Origin of the sequence: Bradyrhizobium xenonodulans, from assembly GCF_027594865.1 — a bacterium.
In the GTDB taxonomy this organism is placed as follows: Bacteria; Pseudomonadota; Alphaproteobacteria; order Rhizobiales; family Xanthobacteraceae; genus Bradyrhizobium; species Bradyrhizobium xenonodulans.
Map to the genome: position 1 here is coordinate 6,798,275 of NZ_CP089391.1, position 16,679 is coordinate 6,814,953.

The following is a 16,679-nucleotide window of genomic DNA, read 5'->3' on the forward strand; positions in this document are numbered from 1 at the left end:
CTGCCCCGTTCACTTGGATACCGATCCGATCGCCCCTATCGGACGCGACCGCTTACGGGCTTCCGCGCACGCCCTTCAACAAAGCCCCTGACATCAGAACTGTTGTGCAAAGGGCATGCGCGGAATACTCCGAGACCGGATCAATCGTCCGTGTCGCCGTTGATCACGTCACCAAACAGCTCCCACTTCTCGCCGCTAAGGCGCATCAGACGCAATTGACTGATCGGCGCAAAGTCGGTCGGCGAGGTGTTCACGTAGATGCCCGGCAAGAGCGCCTCGGTCCGCCAATCCTTCAGGTTCGCAGCCTGCTTCATGACATTCTCGCGGGTGAGATCGTCCCCGCACTGCTTCAATGTCTGGGCCAGCGTCTCAGCAAGCGCGTAGCCGGTAATCAACAATATGTCCCGCTTGTTGCCTTCGGGATAGTATTTGGTGAGGAAGCTCTGAAACTCCTTCATGCCAGGATCATGGTCCCACTGCGGATCCGACGGGTCCTTCAGGTAAGTAGCGGAAACAACGCCTTGCGCGTTCTCAAAGCCGGCGGGCTTGATGACGCTACCGATCGAAGACGAAACGTTGCTGAGGATATGAAGCGGCTTCCAGTCGATTTCAGCGATCTTCTTGATTGCCTGAGCAGCAAATTTGGGGGAGCTGATGTTGACCAGCGTATCGGCGCCCGACGCCTTGAGCTTGACGATATGAGTGTCGATCGTCGGCTCGGTTGTCTCGTAGCTCTCCTCGGCAATGATCTGTGCCCCGAGCTTGTCCTTGAGACCCTTCAGATAATCCTTCCCGAGATCGTCATTCTGGAAGAATACGGCGACTTTGGCGTTTGGCTTCTCCTTGAGAATGTACTTTGCATAGGCGCGCGCCTCGCTTTGGTAGGACGGCTGCCAACCCGTGGTCCATGGGAAATTCTTGGGGTCGTTGAATTTAGTTGCGCCCGTCGCGACAAACAGCTGCGGGACCTTCTTTGAGTTCAGATATTTCTGGATTGCCGTGTTGTTGGCTGTGCCCAGCGGATCGAACATGAGAAAAACCTCATCGCCTTCCACCAGCTTGCGCGTCTGCTCGACGGCCTTTGGGGGCGAGTACGCATCGTCATAGCTGATGAAGTTGATCTTGCGGCCGTTGATGCCGCCCTTGTCATTGACCATCTTGAAGTAAGCCGCCTCCACTTGGCCGATGACGCCATAGGCGGATCCTGGGCCGCTGTACGGCATGAGATTTCCGACCTTGATCTCGGTGTCGGTGGCGCCGGTATCATACTTCTTCTGCGCCTGCGCGGCACCGGAGGCGAGCGTAATGACTGCTGTCACCAGGGCAGTCGTCTGTATAGTTCTGCCAAACATAAGAGGTCTCCTTGTTGCATTTCAGTTCTGTTTAGTTTTGGCGATCCAGCCTTGGCCCAGGATCGCGACCTGCCTTGCGCCATGCGGCACGAGGTAGATGACGGCGAACAGCAGCACGCCGAACACGGCGCCTGAGAGGCCCTTGGAGATGCTCTCCGCCATGTTCGGCACGAAGATGATGAAGGCCGCACCGACGAACGAGCCGGGCAGCCAGCCGACGCCGCCGACCACCATGCCCAGGAACAGCGAGATCGCGAGCGTGATGGTGTAGCTGTCGGGAGCCACAAACTGCACCGCGATGGCGCCGAGCGAGCCGGCAATGCCGGTGACGGCGGCGGAGACGCCGAAAGCCAAGGTCTTGTAGAGTGCGACGTTGACACCCATCGAGGACGCCGCGATCTCGTTGTCGCGGATCGCCATGAAGGCGCGGCCTGACCTCGAGCGCAACAGGTTCACCGAGAGCATGTAGATCGCGATCACGACCACGAGCGTGAAATAATACAGCCACATGTCCTGCGACATCTTCAGTCCGAACGGCGCGTCCGGCTTGGTGACGACGAGGCCCTGCACGCCGCCGGTCCAGTGCTCGAGGAAGTTCAGCTTGAGCAGCTGCGGCATGGCGGTGGCGAGCGCGAAGGTCGCGAGCGCGAGGTAGACGCCGGAGAGCCGCAGCGCCGGCTGCCCGAACAGAAACCCGAAGCCGAAACAGACGACGCCGGCGATCGGCAGCGTCAGCGCGTAATTGACGTTGAAGTGCTCCATCAACACCGCGGTCGTGTAGGCGCCGACCGCGTAGAACGCGCTCTGGCCAAGCGAGAACTGGCCGCTTCCGCCGGTCAGGATGTTCAGCGCCAGCACGGCGAGCCCGTAGATCAGGAGCATCGTCATCTGGAAGATGATGAAGTTCTTGACGAAGACGGGCGCGATCAGCAGTGCCGCGAGCACCACCACCGAGGTGCCGGTGCCCAGCGTCATGGCCCGCTTCGGAACGGCTTCGACCGCCGCGTGGCCTTCGACGACTTCTTCTGCAGCGCTCATGATCAAACTCGCTTGACGATGTGCCGACCGAACAGGCCGGCGGGTTTGACGACCAGGACGGAGATGATCAGCGCGAGCGCGATCGGGAGTTTCAGCTCGTTACCGACGCCGGGGATGTAGGTGCCGGCGAGGTTCTCGAAGACACCGACCAGGAAGCCGCCGACCACGGCGCCGAACGGGCTGGTCAGTCCGCCGAGCACGGCCGCGGCAAAGCCGTAGATCAGCACGCCGCCCATCATGTTCGGCTCGAGGAACACGACCGGTGCGATCAGCATGCCGGCGATCGAGCCGATCGCGGTCGCCATGCCCCAGCCGAGCGCGATCATCCAGGAGGTGTTGATGCCGACGAGGCGGGCCGATTCAGGCACCGAGGCGGCAGCGCGCATGGCAAGACCGATCCGCGTGTACTGGAAGAAGAAATAGAGGCCGAGCAGCAGCAGTATAGTGACGCCGATCATGCCGGCCTGGTGGGTCGAGATCAGCTGGCTGCCGAGGAACGGCGCGGAGCCGAACGGGGTCGGATATTGCTTGATGGTGAAGTCCCAGATCAGGCCCGCCGAGGAGTTGATGATCGCGAACAGCGCGATGAACCCGGCGACGTTGGTCAGCACCGGTGCCTTTGTCAGCGGCTTGAACAGGATCCGCTCGATCGCGATACCGGCGACGAAGGAGAAGGCCAGCGTGATCACGAAGGCAGCCCAATAGGGCACGCCCCATTGCATCAGCTGCCAGGAGATGAAGGTCGAGAACATCGCCATCTCGCCCTGCGCGAAGTTGAGATGGTCGATGGCCTGGTAGATCATGACCACGGCGAGCGCCATGCAGGCGTAGATCGCGCCCGTGGCAATGCCGGCCAGGACCTGGTTGGTGAACAGCTCCATTGTCCCGGCTCCCTCAGTAACCCAGATAGGATTTGCGGATTTCTTCGTTGTTCGCGATGTCCTTGGCGTTGCCCGACATCACGATGCGGCCGGTCTCGATCACATAGGCCTGGTCGGCGAGCTCCAGCGCGAGCTGGGCGTTCTGCTCGACCACCAGGATCGACACCTTGTCCTCGCGGTTGATCTTGCCAAGGATGCCGAACAGGTCGCGCACCACCAGCGGCGCGAGGCCGAAGGAGGGCTCGTCCAGCAGCATCAGCCGCGGCCGCAGCATCAGGGCGCGGGCGACCGCGAGCATCTGCTGCTCGCCGCCGGAAAGCGTGCCGGCCTGCTGGGTGTGGCGCTGCTTCAGCACCGGGAAATGCGCGTACATGCGCTCGATGTCGGAGACGATGCCGGCGCTGTCCTTGCGGGTGATGGCCCCGAGCTGGAGGTTCTCCTCGACCGTCATGGTCGTGAAGGTGCCGCGGCCCTGCGGCACGTGGGCGATGCCGAACCGCACGATGCTCTCGGTGGAGCGGTTGCTGAGCGGCTTGCCTTCGAACTCGATTGCACCGGTGGAACGCACCATGTTGCAGATCGCGCGCAGGGTGGTGGTCTTGCCGGCGCCATTCGCGCCGAGCAGCGTCGTCAACGATCCCTCGTTGAGCGAGAAGGACAGGCCATGGAGCGCCTGGACCTGGCCGTAATAGGCGCGCAGGTCCTTGACGTTGAGCAGCGTCGTCATTGGTCCTTGCTCCCGAGATAGGCCTTGATGACGTCGGGGTCCGCCTGCACCTGGGCCGGCGTGCCTTCCGCGAGCTTCTTGCCGAAATTCAGCGCAACGACATGGTCGGCGATCGACATCACCAGGCCCATGTGATGCTCGACCAGCAGCACGGTCATATGCCGGTCGTCGCGAATGCGGCGAATGAGGTCGCCGAGCACGTAGACCTCTTCGTGGTTGAGGCCACCGGCGGGCTCGTCGAGCAGCAGGATCTTGGGATCGGCCGCGAGTGCGCGCGCCAGCTCGACGCGCTTCTGCGTGCCGAAGGGCAGGCCGGAGACCACGGTGTGGGCGACGTCCTCGAGGTCGAGATAGGCGAGGATCTCGTGCACCTTCTTGTTGACGCTGGTTTCGCTGCGGCGAACCCAGGCAAGCTTCAGGGAGTCGCTGATGATGTCGCTCGAGGTCCTCGAATGCGCGCCGACGCGGACGTTGTCCATCACCGACAGGTTCGGAAACAGCGCCACGTTCTGGAAGGTGCGGCCGATGCCGATCTCGGCGATCCGGTGCGGCGGCCGCGTCAGGATGCTCGCGCCCTCCATCAGGATGTCGCCGGATGACGGCTGGTAGAGCCGGGACAGGCAGTTGAAGAGCGTGGTCTTGCCGGCGCCGTTGGGGCCGATCAAGCCGAGGATCTGGCCCTTGTGCATGTCGAAGGACACGCCGTTGAGCGCGATGATGCCGCCGAAGGCCACCGTCACATCTCGAACCGAGAGTAACGCCTCTTGATCCTTCATTTGACTCGCTTGAATCATGCACTTCCCCACACGCCGATCCACCGGCTCTTTCTTCAAACCGGGAGACCTTCAGGCTTCAGCAATCCAGCGAGCCGCCCACCAATCGTAACTTTGGCATCGGCAACGATTCGCTCGATCAGGTGCTTGCAAGTGGGTACGTCGTGAATCAGCCCCTGCACCTGCCCGGCCCAGATCAGCCCGGCATCGAGATCCCCCGTCTCAAGCGCAACGCGCCCCTTCGCCCCTGCGACCAATGGCCGGACATCGTCGAACGCGGCGTCGGGCACGCTTGAGATCGCAACGACATTGTCGGACACGCTATTCTTGGCCACGCGCCCCGTATTCCGAAACTTTCGGAAAATGAGGTTCGTTGCCCGCTCGTCGTTCTCAACCAGAAACTGCTTCACCGCTTCGTGTATCGGAGCCTCAACCGTCGCGCAGAAGCGCGTGCCCATATTGATTCCGTCAGCTCCAAGGGCCAGCGCAGCAGCGAGGCCGCGACCATCGCCGAAGCCACCACTGGCCAGCATCGGAATGGAAATTTTGTCTGCCGCAGCGGGGATCAATACGAGGCCAGGTACGTCGTCCTCACCGGGATGCCCGGCACACTCAAAGCCGTCGATCGATACGACGTCGACTCCCATTTTCTCGGCAGATATGGCGTGCCGAACCGACGTGCATTTGTGAATGACGATGACGCCATGGGACTTGAACTCCTCCACATGCTCTTGTGGCCGGGCACCAGCCGTCTCGACCACCTTGATCCCGCTTTCGATGATGGCCTTGCGATACTCGGCGTAAGGCGGAGGTGTCACCGAGGGCAGTATCGTAAGGTTGACCCCGAAAGGCTTATCGGTCAGCGACCGGCAGCGTTCGATCTCCCGCCGCAGATCATCCGGCGTCGGCTGAGTCAAGGCCGTGATGACACCCAACCCGCCGGCGTTGGAAACTGCGCTGGCGAGCTCTGCGCGCCCGACCCACATCATGCCGCCCTGCATGACCGGGTGACGGACGCCGACAAGCTCCGTGAAGCGGGTTTGGAAGGTCATCCCAAAGCCTCGACAATCGTGACGTTGGCGATGCCTCCGCCCTCACACATCGTCTGAAGCCCGTATCGCTTGCCTCGAGCCCTCAGAGCATGGACCAGAGTCGAAAGGAGCTTGGTACCCGAGGCTCCGAGCGGATGACCGAGTGCAATCGCGCCGCCATTGACATTGAGCTTTGCGGGATCGGCCTCGATCGCCTGAAGCCAGGCCAGCGGCACCGGTGCGAAAGCCTCGTTGACCTCGTAGAGGTCAATATCGCCGATCTTCATTCCGGCCTTTGCAAGGGCCCGACGGGTTGCGTTGATCGGCTCTTCAAGCATGATGACGGGGTCGCCGGCGGTCACCGTGAGGCCAACGATGCGCGCGATCGGCTTCAGATTATAGTCCTTGAGGGCCTTTTCGCTGACGACCAGTGCAGCCGAGGCGCCGTCGCAGATTTGGCTCGCGTTGGCGGCACTGACGACGCCATTCTCCTTCAGAAGCTTGACCGAGCCGATCGACTCCAGCGAAGCGTCGAATCGAATTCCTTCATCGACGATGTGCTCTCCCCCTTCGATCTTGAGCGGAACGATCTCGCTCTTGAAGGCTCCGGATTTCGTTGCCTCTGCCGCGCGCCGGTGGCTTTCGAGAGCGAACCGGTCCAAGGTCAGCCGATCAAACCCGTATTTCCTTGCGATCATCTCGGCACCCTCGAACTGGCTGAAGGATTCCACGCCGAACCGCTTCTGAATGCGGTCGCTGATCGGGCCGGTCCCAATGCCCTCCTTCTGATGCAACGAAATGTTCGAGAACATCGGCACGCGCGTCATGCTTTCCGCGCCGGCGGCTATCACCACATCCTGAGTGCCCGACATCACCGCTTGCGCAGCGAACTGCACCGCCTGCTGCGAGCTGCCGCATTGCCGATCGATCGTCACGGCCGGAACGGATTCCGGGAGCTTGGAGGCAAGCACCGCATTCCGCCCGAAGGCGAACGCCTGCTCGCCGGCCTGTGTCACGCAACCCAGGATCACGTCCTCGACGGCGGCCGGGTCGATCCCCGACCGATCGACGACCGCGTTGAGTGTTTCGGCAGCCATGTTGGCCGGATGCCAGCCGGAAAGTTTGCCGTTACGCCTGCCGCCAGCTGTCCGTACCACCTCAACGAGATAAGCTTCTGCCATAGCCTGATCCTTTCATCCGTTTGAATTGCGACGAGCGGCGAATGCCGCAACACGACGGCGCGACTCGTCCGAGCCGCCCAGCTCGGCGATGCTCCACATCTCCAACTCGAGTTGCTCCTCCAACGTGCTTTCATAGCTTTCGACCAAGAGACGGCGTGCTGCGCCGAGCGCCGCCACCGGTTCTGCCACAAGTTTCGCGGCAATTTCGGTGCCGGCAGCAAGCAGCTGCTCGCCATCGACAATACGCGTAACGAGTCCTATTCGCTCCGCTTCGTCGCTCGGTACGCGTCGATTAGACAAGATGATCTCCTGTGCTCGCCTAAGGCCGACCACGCGCGGTAGCAGCCAGCTCATTCCTCCGTCAGGACTGAGGCCTAAGGCGGTATAGGCGGCGCAAAAGTGCGCTGACCGCGCCGCTAACGCAAAGTCGCCGATCATTGCGAGGCTCATGCCTGCTCCGGCTGCAGGTCCGTTCACAAGCGTAATCAGCGGTTTCCGCATATACATAAGGCGCACAATCGCCGCGTGAAGCGTTCCCGCCAAATCCTCCAGGAATGCCGACACGTTGTCGCCAGCCGCGGCGAACGCACTGACATCACCGCCTGCGCAAAACAGCTTTCCGCGCCCCGTCAGGATGACGCATCGGATATCATCATCTTCGTCGCAACGTTCGGCGGCCTGCAGGAGAGCGCGGGCCATCGCCGGATCAATCGCGTTTCCGTGTTCCGGACGTGCCAACGTCAAGGTTGCGACTTTTTCGTCGCAAGAGAATTCGACCGGAGCACTCATGTTAGATTCTCCAACGCGCGAATAGCCAGCTTCGCCAGTTCCGGAAAGCTCTTTCCGCGCTCGATGGCCTGCGTCGACGACGCTGTCCTGCGCAGCGCGCGACCGGCTATGCCGTGCATGATCGCCGCAAGCCGAAAGAAGTTGAAAGCAACGTAGAACTGCCAGTCTGCAATCGCCTCTCGGCCGGTCGCGCGGCAGTACCTGTCGATGTATTCGGCTTCTCTCGGAATATTGAGAGCGGCCAGATCTGCTCCCGCTAGGCCAGCAACTATGTGCGGAGGCATTCGATACATGATTGCGTGGTAAGCGAAGTCGGCGAGCGGATGTCCGAGGGTCGAAAGCTCCCAGTCGAGCACGGCGATCACCCGCGGCTCGCTCGGATGAAAGATCAGATTGTCGCAACGGAAGTCGCCATGCACGATGGAGGCCTCGTCACCCGCCGGAATCCTTCCCGGAAGCTCGCTGACAAGGCGATCCATGTTGGCATCGCGCCCGGCCTGTGGATCTTCCTGATACTGGCGCGACCACCGGCTGATCTGCCGCTCAAAGTAGCTGCCCGGCTTGCCGTAGTCGCCCAGGCCGATCGAGGTCGGGTCAACCGAGTGGAGTTGCGCGATGACGTCGCACATGGCGTTGAAGTAGGAAGGTCGTTCTTCTCTGCTAACTCCGGGGAAAGTCGCGTCCCAGAAGATGCGGCCCTCCACCAGCTGCATCACATAGAATTCGCTTCCGATGACGGACGTGTCGGCGCAATAGCCGTAAATGCGTGCCACAGGAAACCCGACCTGCGACAGCGCGCGCTGGACGCGCGCCTCGCGATCGACGGCGTGCGCTCCGGCTACCAATGGGCCCGGTGGTTTGCGCCGGAGCACGTAGACGCCGTCTGCGGATTGAAGACGGTAAGTCGGGTTCGACTGACCTCCCTTGAATTTGGAGACGTTGAGCGGCCCTCGAAACCCCTCGACATTGGCCGCCATCCAGCGCGCCAAGGCACCCTCGTCAAGACGATGGGCGTCAGAGGGTTCCGCCAATCCGGAGTTGGCGGTATCGTCGAGCGCGCTCACGGGTTTGCCTTCTGCCAGTCGCGCTTGATCTTTTTCGCAAGTGACCATTTGTGCACCTCGGTGGGACCGTCGTAGATGCGGAATGCACGAACCTCACGAAACACCTGCTCGACGATGGTTTCGTTGGTCACGCCCGATCCGCCCATGACCTGCACGCAACGATCGGCGACACGCATGAGCGCCTCGCTGACCGCAACCTTCGCCATGGAGCTCTCGTTTGTTCCGAGCGATCCCGTGTCCAGGACACTCGCGCACCAGGAGATCATCAACTCGGCCTGCTTGAGGTCGATCAGGTTGTCGGCCAACATGAAGCCAACTCCTTCATGATCGATGAGCGTCTTGCCGAACGCCTGCCGACGGTTGGCGTACCTCGTCGCGATCTCGTTCGCGCGAATGCAGGCGCCCAGCCAGCGCATGCAATGCGACAACCTGGCCGGCGAAAGGCGGATCTGCGCGTACCTGAAGCCCTCACCCGGGTGTCCGAGCATTTGATCGGCCGGGATGCGCAGATTCCGGATGGTCAGGACGGCGTGCCCGCCTGGCATCGAACTGTCGATCGTGTTGGGCACATGATCGATGGTGATTGCCGGATCAGGCAAATCGACGAGGAACATGCAGGCGCCCTCCTCGGCCTTTGCCATAACGATGCCGACCTTGGCTCCGCGGGCACCTGTGATGAACGCCTTGCGTCCGTTCACGACCCACTGATTACCGTCCCGGCGACAGATCGTGGTCATCATCGATGGGTCGGAGCCTGCTCCCCCTTCTTCGGCCGGTTCGGTCATGAAGAAGGCGGACCGAGCGCGTCCCTCGACCAGCGGCTTGAGAAAGCGTTCCTTGATCTCCGGCGAGCCAATTTTACCCAGAAGGTACATGTTGCCTTCGTCGGGAGCCGCCGTGTTGCACGCGAGCGGCCCAAGCGGCGATAGACCCGTCTTGGCCAGAACGATAGCGGTTTCGCCCTGCGAGAGGTGTGAACCATCTGCCAGGATGTGCGGCGTCAAGACGCCTGCAGCCCGCGCCAGCTCGCGCAGGTCGGTGACCAACTCGTCCTTTGGGCAATCGTGATGATCACGGCGAGGATCGCGCTCGAACGGGACAACGACGTCCCGAACGAAGCGCTCGACGCGATCCGCGATCTCTTGAGTACGCTCCGCGCCGACCCCGCTCATTTCGGTGCCATCCGGATTGCGCCGTCGAGGCGGATTGTTTCGCCGTTGAGCATCGGATTGACGACAATGGACTCGACCATTTGAGCAAATTCGGACGGCTGACCGAGCCTGCTTGGAAATGGAACCTGCTTGCCGAGCGACTTCTGCGCCTCTTCCGGAAGCGACATCAGCAGCGGCGTAAGGAAGATGCCCGGCGCGATCGTCATCACCCGAATGCCGTAACGCGCAAATTCACGAGCAAGGGGCAGCGTCATGCCGACGATTCCACCCTTTGATGCTGAATAGGCCGCTTGGCCGATCTGGCCATCGTATGCAGCCACACTGGCCGTGTTGACGATGACGCCTCGCTCCTCACCAACAGTCTCGGCCATATGAAGACGGGCGGCAAACTTCGATAGCACGTTGAAGCTACCGATCAGATTGATGTTGATGGTCCTGGCGAAGTCGCGCAGCGGCAGCGCCTTGCCGTCTCGACCGATGGCTTTGCCGGGCGGTCCGAGGCCGGCGCAGTTGACCAGGATCCGCGCCTTACCGTGCATGAGCTCTGCTGACTCGAGCGCCTGCTCGACACCGTCTTCGTCAGTCACGTCAACCTTGATGAAGTGCCCGCCGATGGACTTGGCGTGCGCCTCGCCCAGCTCTGCATTGAGGTCCAGGATGGTGACCTTCGCACCGGCGGCCGCCAGGCGCTCCGCTGCGGCGCCTCCGAGGCCAGACGCCCCGCCAGTCACAACCGCCGCCGTTCCCTTGATTTGCATGATTGTCCTTTGTCCTTTCCGATTCAGATTTCGATGGCCATTGCCGTCGCTTCGCCGCCACCAATGCAGAGGCTGGCCACACCGCGCTTGAGGCCCCGCGCCTTAAGCGCGGCCAGTAACGTGACGATGATTCGGGCGCCACTTGCGCCGATGGGATGGCCGAGGGCGGTCGCACCGCCGTTGACGTTGAGTTTCTCGGCCGGAATGTCGAGCTCGCGCGCAGCGATCATCGCCACAACGGCGAATGCTTCGTTGATCTCGTAGAGATCGACGTCCGAAGCGGACCACCCCGCTTTGGCCAGCGCCTTCTGAATTGCCGGCGCGGGAGCAGTCGTAAAGAGAGCCGGCGCCTGAGCGTGCGCCGCGTGTGCGCGGATCGTGGCGGCGATCGGAAGGCCCAGCCTATCGGCAATGCTTCGGCGGGTCATCACGAGAGCTGCGGCTCCATCAGAGATGGACGATGCGTTGGCAGGGGTGATCGTGCCGTCAGCTGCGAACGCCGGCTTCAGCAGAGATATCTTTTCGGGCTTCGCCTTTCCTGGCTGCTCGTCCGTGCCCACGACCGATCCATCTTTGGCGGCCGCCGGCATAGCGGCGATCTCGTCGGCAAATGCGCCGCTGGCGATCGCAGCCCGAGCGCGATCCAAGGACCGGAGCGCATATGCGTCTTGCGCATCGCGACCAAACTGAAATTCGCGCGCAGCATCTTCCGCGAAGGCGCCCATGGCCTTACCTGGAGTATACGCATCCTCCAGTCCATCCATCATCATCGTGTCTACGACGCGGTCGTGCCCGATGCGCGCGCCACTACGATGCTTGGGCAGGGCATATGGTGCATTCGTCATGCTTTCCATGCCACCTGCAACGATAACGTCGGCAGAGCCGACGGCGAGCGCGTCATGGGCCAAGATCGCGGCTTGCATGCCCGAACCGCACATCTTGTTGACCGTGGTCGCCTGCGCGCTCAGTGGCAATCCCGCCCCCAACGCAACTTGTCGGGCGGGAGCTTGACCAAGCGCGGCCGGCAGCACGCACCCCATCACGACCTGATTGATGCGCTCCGCCTCGATGCCAGCACGCTCAACTGCCGCTTTCGTTGCCGCCGCACCGAGCTCGGTGGCCTTGAAGCGCGCGAGCGCGCCCTGAAAGGACCCGATAGGCGTGCGCGCGTAGCTCGCGATAACAACTGGGTCGGACATGGACGTGGAGACCTTCCGTTAGTTTCGAAACTAATCGTGAGCTGTCGCCTCTCGGGCGAGTTCGCGCGCGATGACCATTCGCTGGATGTCCGAGGTGCCTTCGTAGATCTGGCAGACGCGCACATCTCGGTAGATCTTGGCGACGGAGAAATCTTCCAGATAGCCGTAGCCACCGAACGTCTGGAGCGCACCGGAGACCACCGCCTCGGCGGTTTCGGATGCGACGAGCTTGGCCATCGAAGCTTCTTTCAGACACGGCAGGGCCGCGTCCTTCATTGCGGCCGCATGCAAAACCAGTTGATGCGCCGCCTCCAGGCGGGCGGCAAGATCCGCAAGCCGAAACCCGACGGCCTGATGCGAAAAGATTGGTGCGCCGAAGCTCTTGCGCTCGCCCGCATATCTTGCGGCCGCATCGAGCGCCGCGCGAGCCATTCCAATACATTGGGCAGCGATGCCGATGCGGCCAGCCTCCAGATTGGAGAGCGCGATCGAATAACCAGCGCCCTCCTGGCCAAGCCGCATCTCTCCTTCGACGTAAACGTCGTCGAACCGTAGAGCACACGTGTCTGACGCGGCCTGCCCTAGCTTGCTCTCGATCCTCTCGACGCTGTAACCTGGACTATCGGTGCGAACCAGAAAAGCTGTGATGCCGCGCTTGCCGGCGGAAGGATCGGTGACGGCGAACACGATCGCGAGTCCAGCCGTTCGACCGGACGAGATGAACTGCTTCGCGCCGTTGAGCTTGTAACCAGATCCTGCACGGGTCGCGCGCGTCCTCAACGCGGAAGCGTCAGAACCTGCCTCTGCCTCCGTAAGAGCGAATGCGCCGATCATTCGACCGGAAATGAGTGAAGGCAGAAAGCTTGCTCGCTGTGTCGGCGTGCCATCCTTAAGGAGGCCGGATACGATCAGACTGTTCTGGATGCTGAGGATAGTAGATAGCGCGCCGTCCGCCGCCGCGATTTCGATGAGCGATGCTGCGTAGGAGACGTAGTCCGCACCTGCTCCGCCCTCTTCTTCGGGTGCGATCATTCCCATGAGACCAAGACCCGCAAGCTCCTCAAAGAGTTCTGCTGGATATCCCTTGGCCTGTTCGAACTCGCGCGCGCGAGGAGCAATTCGCTCTTGGGCGAATTTACGCACCTCGTCGCGTATTGCCGCCTGCGTTTCATTGAGGATCACGACGCGCACTCCGCCGGATTTTCGCCGCAGATCACGCCGAAGCAACCCAATGGCAGCACCAAAGCAAGCCGCAATGGAGTGACGAAATCATTGGTTTCATTGCTTTTTGCCGATTTTATCGGCTCCTCCCGTGCGAAACGATCTGCGCTTCTGGCTGGCGCTTAAAAGTGATATTGACGTCATATTACCGATTAGCTCGTCTCGTCAAGCCGAGTTCGCCTATCGTTTGCAAACAAGACCCTAGCTGGCGTTTAGACGGACGACAGGCCGTGGCCGTCTTGGGCCGAAATTCGAGGAATAGGCTCTAATGGCCGTGAGACGCCACATGGACATCGACGGGCGTCGCACCCGATCGATACAGGATTCGATGACTCAGAAAGGCGACGATCTTGCCGATCATCCCCACCGACAGCAGCGAGACAAGCTGCTCATGATTGTGTTTCGCTCATACCTCGTCGCGACGCAGAGCGGATAATGAGCCCCGCCTAAGGCGATACGTCAATTCGAAGCCTCAGGGCTTTCTTTGACCATCCCAAACACGCCTCGATACCAGACCTTTGCGCAGTGTGTGCCTATGTGCTGGGTCTCGGCATCACTCGGATCTTTCGGCGCGAGATCAAATTTCATGTAGGCAATCTGCTCCATCGTAGAACCGAGCACCTCAGCAGCCATTTCAGGATCAAGTTCACGACTTAGTTCGCCTAATCCTTGAAGCCGCATTAGCCAGGTGGTGGTTCGTCTCACGAAGCGACTTCGTTCCGAGACGTAAAGCGACAGGAAGGTGGCTTTCTCGCCGCGAGCAGCCGCCTCGCGCATAACGCGCAACAATTTACGATGCTGTGCATAGATCTTGAGATAAGCGATGGTGTTTTCAATGAATTCCGCTTCGGTCGCTTTCAATGAGCGGCCGATCCTACGCTTGCTTGCAACGTAGATCTCGTCGATCAGTGGCCGAAGCACGGCCAGCAGAATCTCATCCTTATTCCGAAAGTGCCGATAGAAGTTGCCGTAGGATGTGCGAGCAATCTTGACGATATCCTCGACCCTGGTTGCCTCGTACCCCTTACGCGCGAAGACGCGCGCCGAGGCATCAAGGAGCCGCTGGCGCATCGCAGCGCCCTTCGCCGTGGCGGGGGCCAAGGGCTCCAACGCAGAATCACCGATGTCCAGCATTTGCGACCTTTAGCATCGGGTCCGCTTGACCGCCAGCCTACAATCAGTAATGTGACATCAATATCAGTTCTTGTTCAAGCCTGAACTGTAAGCAATTCAATGGGCGGAGAAGCAGTCGGGGGCGCGGCGGTTGCCTGGCCCTTGGGCCAAAGCCGGCGAAGCCAGCCTAGCTGGCATCTCGACCTTGGCGGGCGCAAGAACCCCGATCCGGGCCAATTCGCTCCAAATCGTAACTCCGCCTCTTGAGGGGTGGTATCCAGGGAGTGCTCATGTATCCGGGGACCCACGCGCTTACAAATCCGGACCGCCCGGCCCTCATCATGACCGCCACTGGCGAGGTCGTGACCTACGGGGACTTGGAGGATCGTTCACGGCGCATCGCGAACTGGCTGTCCGACGCAGGCCTGCGCGTCGGCGACGTGGTTGGCCTACTTTCAGACAACAGCTCTTGGGTATTCGAGATCTATTGGGCCACTCAACGATCTGGCTTGTACCTGATGCCGATAAACTACCGGCTGAGCGCCAGCGAAGTCGACTACATGCTCGAAAACTCTGGTGCTGCCGCGTTGTTCGTTGGTCGAGGCGCTGTTGAGACGGTCTCCAGGCTTGGCGCGCATCCAAAGCTGAAGCGACGGGTTTGTCTCCACGAAGAGTTGGCGGGTTACGATTCGTACAATCAAATACTGAAATCAGCTCGGACTGACGCGCCGTCGTCTCAGCCTCGTGGCGCCGATATGTTGTACTCTTCCGGTACGACCGGTCGGCCAAAGGGCGTGAAACACGCGTTGCCGCAGCGAGACGTTTCAGAAGCGGGCGACACAATGGTCCAGATGTTCTCATCGAGTTTCGGCTTCGATGAAAACACCATCTATCTGTCTCCTGCGCCTCTCTATCACGCGGCACCGCTTCGCACATGCGCCACCGTCCAGGCATTAGGCGGTACCGCACTCGTCATGGACAAGTTCGACGCCGAAGCAGCTTTGGCCGCCGTGCAGGACTACAAGGTGACCCACAGCCAGTGGGTGCCTACCATGTTTGTTCGGATGCTCAAGCTGCCTGAATCCGTCAGACATCAATACGACGTCAGCAGCCTGAAGGTCGCTATCCACTCGGCCGCACCCTGCCCCGCTGAGATCAAGCAAGAAATGATCCAATGGTGGGGTCCGATCCTGTGGGAGTACTATTCCTCTACCGAAATGAACGGCATGACCGTGATTGGATCGGAGGAGTGGTTGAAGAAACCCGGTTCTGTCGGTCGCGCCGTGCTTGGAAAGATTCACATCTGTGATGAGGAAGGAAATGAGCTTCCGGCCGGTGAGACCGGAGTCATCTATTTCGAACGCGAAAAGATGCCTTTCATCTACCATGACGAGCCGGAGAAGACACAAGCCGCCCAACATCCCGCGCATCCATATTGGACCGCTGTTGGCGACATCGGACGCGTCGATGCGGATGGCAACCTCTTTTTGACCGACCGCAAGGCCTTCATGATCATCTCGGGCGGGGTTAACATCTATCCTCAAGAGATCGAGAACGTTCTGGTGGTTCATCCTTCTATCGCAGACGTGGCCGTTATCGGCATTCCCGATCCGGATATGGGTGAACAGGTAAAGGCCGTCGTTCAACTAACTCCCGGCATCGAAGATAGCGACAGCTTGGCGCAAGAAATCATCGCCTTCGTGAAGGCCCGGGTTGCGAGCTACAAGGCGCCGCGCAGCGTCGATTTCGTACCTGAAGTGCCGCGCTCACAGACGGGCAAGCTCATGAAGCAGGAGTTGCGTAAGCGATACTGGCCAGAGAAAACCGCCTGACGGCCAACGCCGCCGCGATGCATCGCTCCGCAGACTGCTCTGTATGAGGTACAGGTTGAGAAAGACCGATGTAACGTGCTCAGAGTGTGGCGCTGGGTTTCAGCGCGTCGAATTGTGGTCGCAGCCAGGGGAGAAAGGGGAATATCGCTGCCCGGGCTGTAACAGTACTTTAGAGGTTTTCGACGGCACGAAGTGTATCGGTTACCGCCTCACTATTGAACCGTGTATTAGACCAGTGCGCGATTGAGACCGCATCATTTTTCGGCCTCTTTGCCACAAAGTGTCATCTATTGAGCCTTTTGCAGACATGAGCATTTGGCCAAATGTCCGGTCCCGTCGATGTCGTGGCGAGACGCCTAGTGGGACGCTCTCGTCCATCTCAGCATTTTCGGCGACCGACTTTGCCCTTTGCAGGATGAGGTCTCGCTTTTGCCAATTCGTCGCGTCGAAGGCACAATTCTTCGATCTTCGCCAGCATTGTCTTTACAGCAGCCTCTGCCGAGTCGACGTGTATCCCAGCGCGCTGAAGACGGGCGATTTCCCTGCGA

Annotated in this window: 15 protein-coding genes; 1 reads left to right on the forward strand and 14 read right to left on the reverse strand. The window is 60.7% G+C overall.

From position 1 onward, the window contains the following. Nucleotides 1-140 precede the first annotated feature (140 nt). The 14 genes from I3J27_RS32405 to I3J27_RS32470 form a co-directional block, all read right to left on the reverse strand. Nucleotides 141-1,352: an ABC transporter substrate-binding protein gene (locus I3J27_RS32405; RefSeq protein ID WP_270162943.1), complete on the reverse strand. Its 1,212-nt coding sequence runs from the start codon at nt 1,350-1,352 to the stop codon at nt 141-143. A gap of 21 nt (nt 1,353-1,373) precedes the next feature. Then, a complete protein-coding gene (locus I3J27_RS32410) occupies nt 1,374-2,390 on the reverse strand; it encodes a branched-chain amino acid ABC transporter permease (protein ID WP_270162944.1) in 1,017 nt (338 codons plus the stop codon). 2 nt (nt 2,391-2,392) lie between these two features. Then, the gene (locus I3J27_RS32415) at nt 2,393-3,271 is read right to left on the reverse strand and encodes a branched-chain amino acid ABC transporter permease (RefSeq protein ID WP_028142132.1); all 879 of its coding nucleotides are present in this window, start codon (nt 3,269-3,271) and stop codon (nt 2,393-2,395) included. A 13-nt stretch (nt 3,272-3,284) separates the two neighbouring features. Continuing rightward, nucleotides 3,285-3,998, reverse strand: a complete 714-nt coding sequence (locus tag I3J27_RS32420) for an ABC transporter ATP-binding protein (protein WP_014498266.1) — start codon at nt 3,996-3,998, stop codon at nt 3,285-3,287. After that, nucleotides 3,995-4,792, reverse strand: a complete 798-nt coding sequence (locus tag I3J27_RS32425; protein WP_270162948.1) for an ABC transporter ATP-binding protein — start codon at nt 4,790-4,792, stop codon at nt 3,995-3,997. The genes I3J27_RS32420 and I3J27_RS32425 overlap by 4 nt, the downstream gene beginning before the upstream one ends. A 35-nt stretch (nt 4,793-4,827) precedes the next feature. Beyond that, on the reverse strand, nt 4,828-5,823 hold the full coding sequence (locus I3J27_RS32430) for an NAD(P)H-dependent flavin oxidoreductase (protein WP_270162949.1): 996 nt from the start codon (nt 5,821-5,823) through the stop codon (nt 4,828-4,830). Beyond that, nucleotides 5,820-6,983: an acetyl-CoA C-acetyltransferase gene (locus tag I3J27_RS32435; RefSeq protein ID WP_270162950.1), complete on the reverse strand. Its 1,164-nt coding sequence runs from the start codon at nt 6,981-6,983 to the stop codon at nt 5,820-5,822. Before I3J27_RS32435 ends, I3J27_RS32430 begins: the two co-directional genes overlap by 4 nt. A 12-nt stretch (nt 6,984-6,995) precedes the next feature. Further along, a complete protein-coding gene (locus I3J27_RS32440; RefSeq protein ID WP_270162951.1) occupies nt 6,996-7,772 on the reverse strand; it encodes an enoyl-CoA hydratase/isomerase family protein in 777 nt (258 codons plus the stop codon). Beyond that, entirely contained in the window at nt 7,769-8,836 is a 1,068-nt protein-coding gene (locus I3J27_RS32445; RefSeq protein ID WP_270162952.1) for a phosphotransferase, read from the reverse strand. The genes I3J27_RS32440 and I3J27_RS32445 overlap by 4 nt, the downstream gene beginning before the upstream one ends. Next, complete coding sequence (locus I3J27_RS32450; protein ID WP_270162953.1) at nt 8,833-10,008, reverse strand: acyl-CoA dehydrogenase family protein; 1,176 nt, start codon at nt 10,006-10,008, stop codon at nt 8,833-8,835. Before I3J27_RS32450 ends, I3J27_RS32445 begins: the two co-directional genes overlap by 4 nt. Next, nucleotides 10,005-10,766, reverse strand: coding sequence for an SDR family NAD(P)-dependent oxidoreductase (locus I3J27_RS32455; RefSeq protein WP_270162955.1), 762 nt, complete (start codon nt 10,764-10,766; stop codon nt 10,005-10,007). The genes I3J27_RS32450 and I3J27_RS32455 overlap by 4 nt, the downstream gene beginning before the upstream one ends. A gap of 23 nt (nt 10,767-10,789) precedes the next feature. Next, entirely contained in the window at nt 10,790-11,965 is a 1,176-nt protein-coding gene (locus I3J27_RS32460; protein WP_270162956.1) for an acetyl-CoA C-acyltransferase, read from the reverse strand. Nucleotides 11,966-11,995: 30 nt separating this feature from the next. After that, nucleotides 11,996-13,147 (reverse strand): acyl-CoA dehydrogenase family protein, encoded by a 1,152-nt coding sequence (locus tag I3J27_RS32465; protein ID WP_270162958.1) that lies wholly within the window; start codon nt 13,145-13,147, stop codon nt 11,996-11,998. 498 nt (nt 13,148-13,645) lie between these two features. Continuing rightward, entirely contained in the window at nt 13,646-14,320 is a 675-nt protein-coding gene (locus I3J27_RS32470; RefSeq protein WP_270162959.1) for a TetR/AcrR family transcriptional regulator, read from the reverse strand. Between the two features lie 269 nt (nt 14,321-14,589). Between I3J27_RS32470 and I3J27_RS32475 the strand changes: the two genes are divergently transcribed. After that, entirely contained in the window at nt 14,590-16,131 is a 1,542-nt protein-coding gene (locus I3J27_RS32475) for an acyl-CoA synthetase (protein WP_270162960.1), read from the forward strand. Nucleotides 16,132-16,679 lie beyond the last annotated feature (548 nt).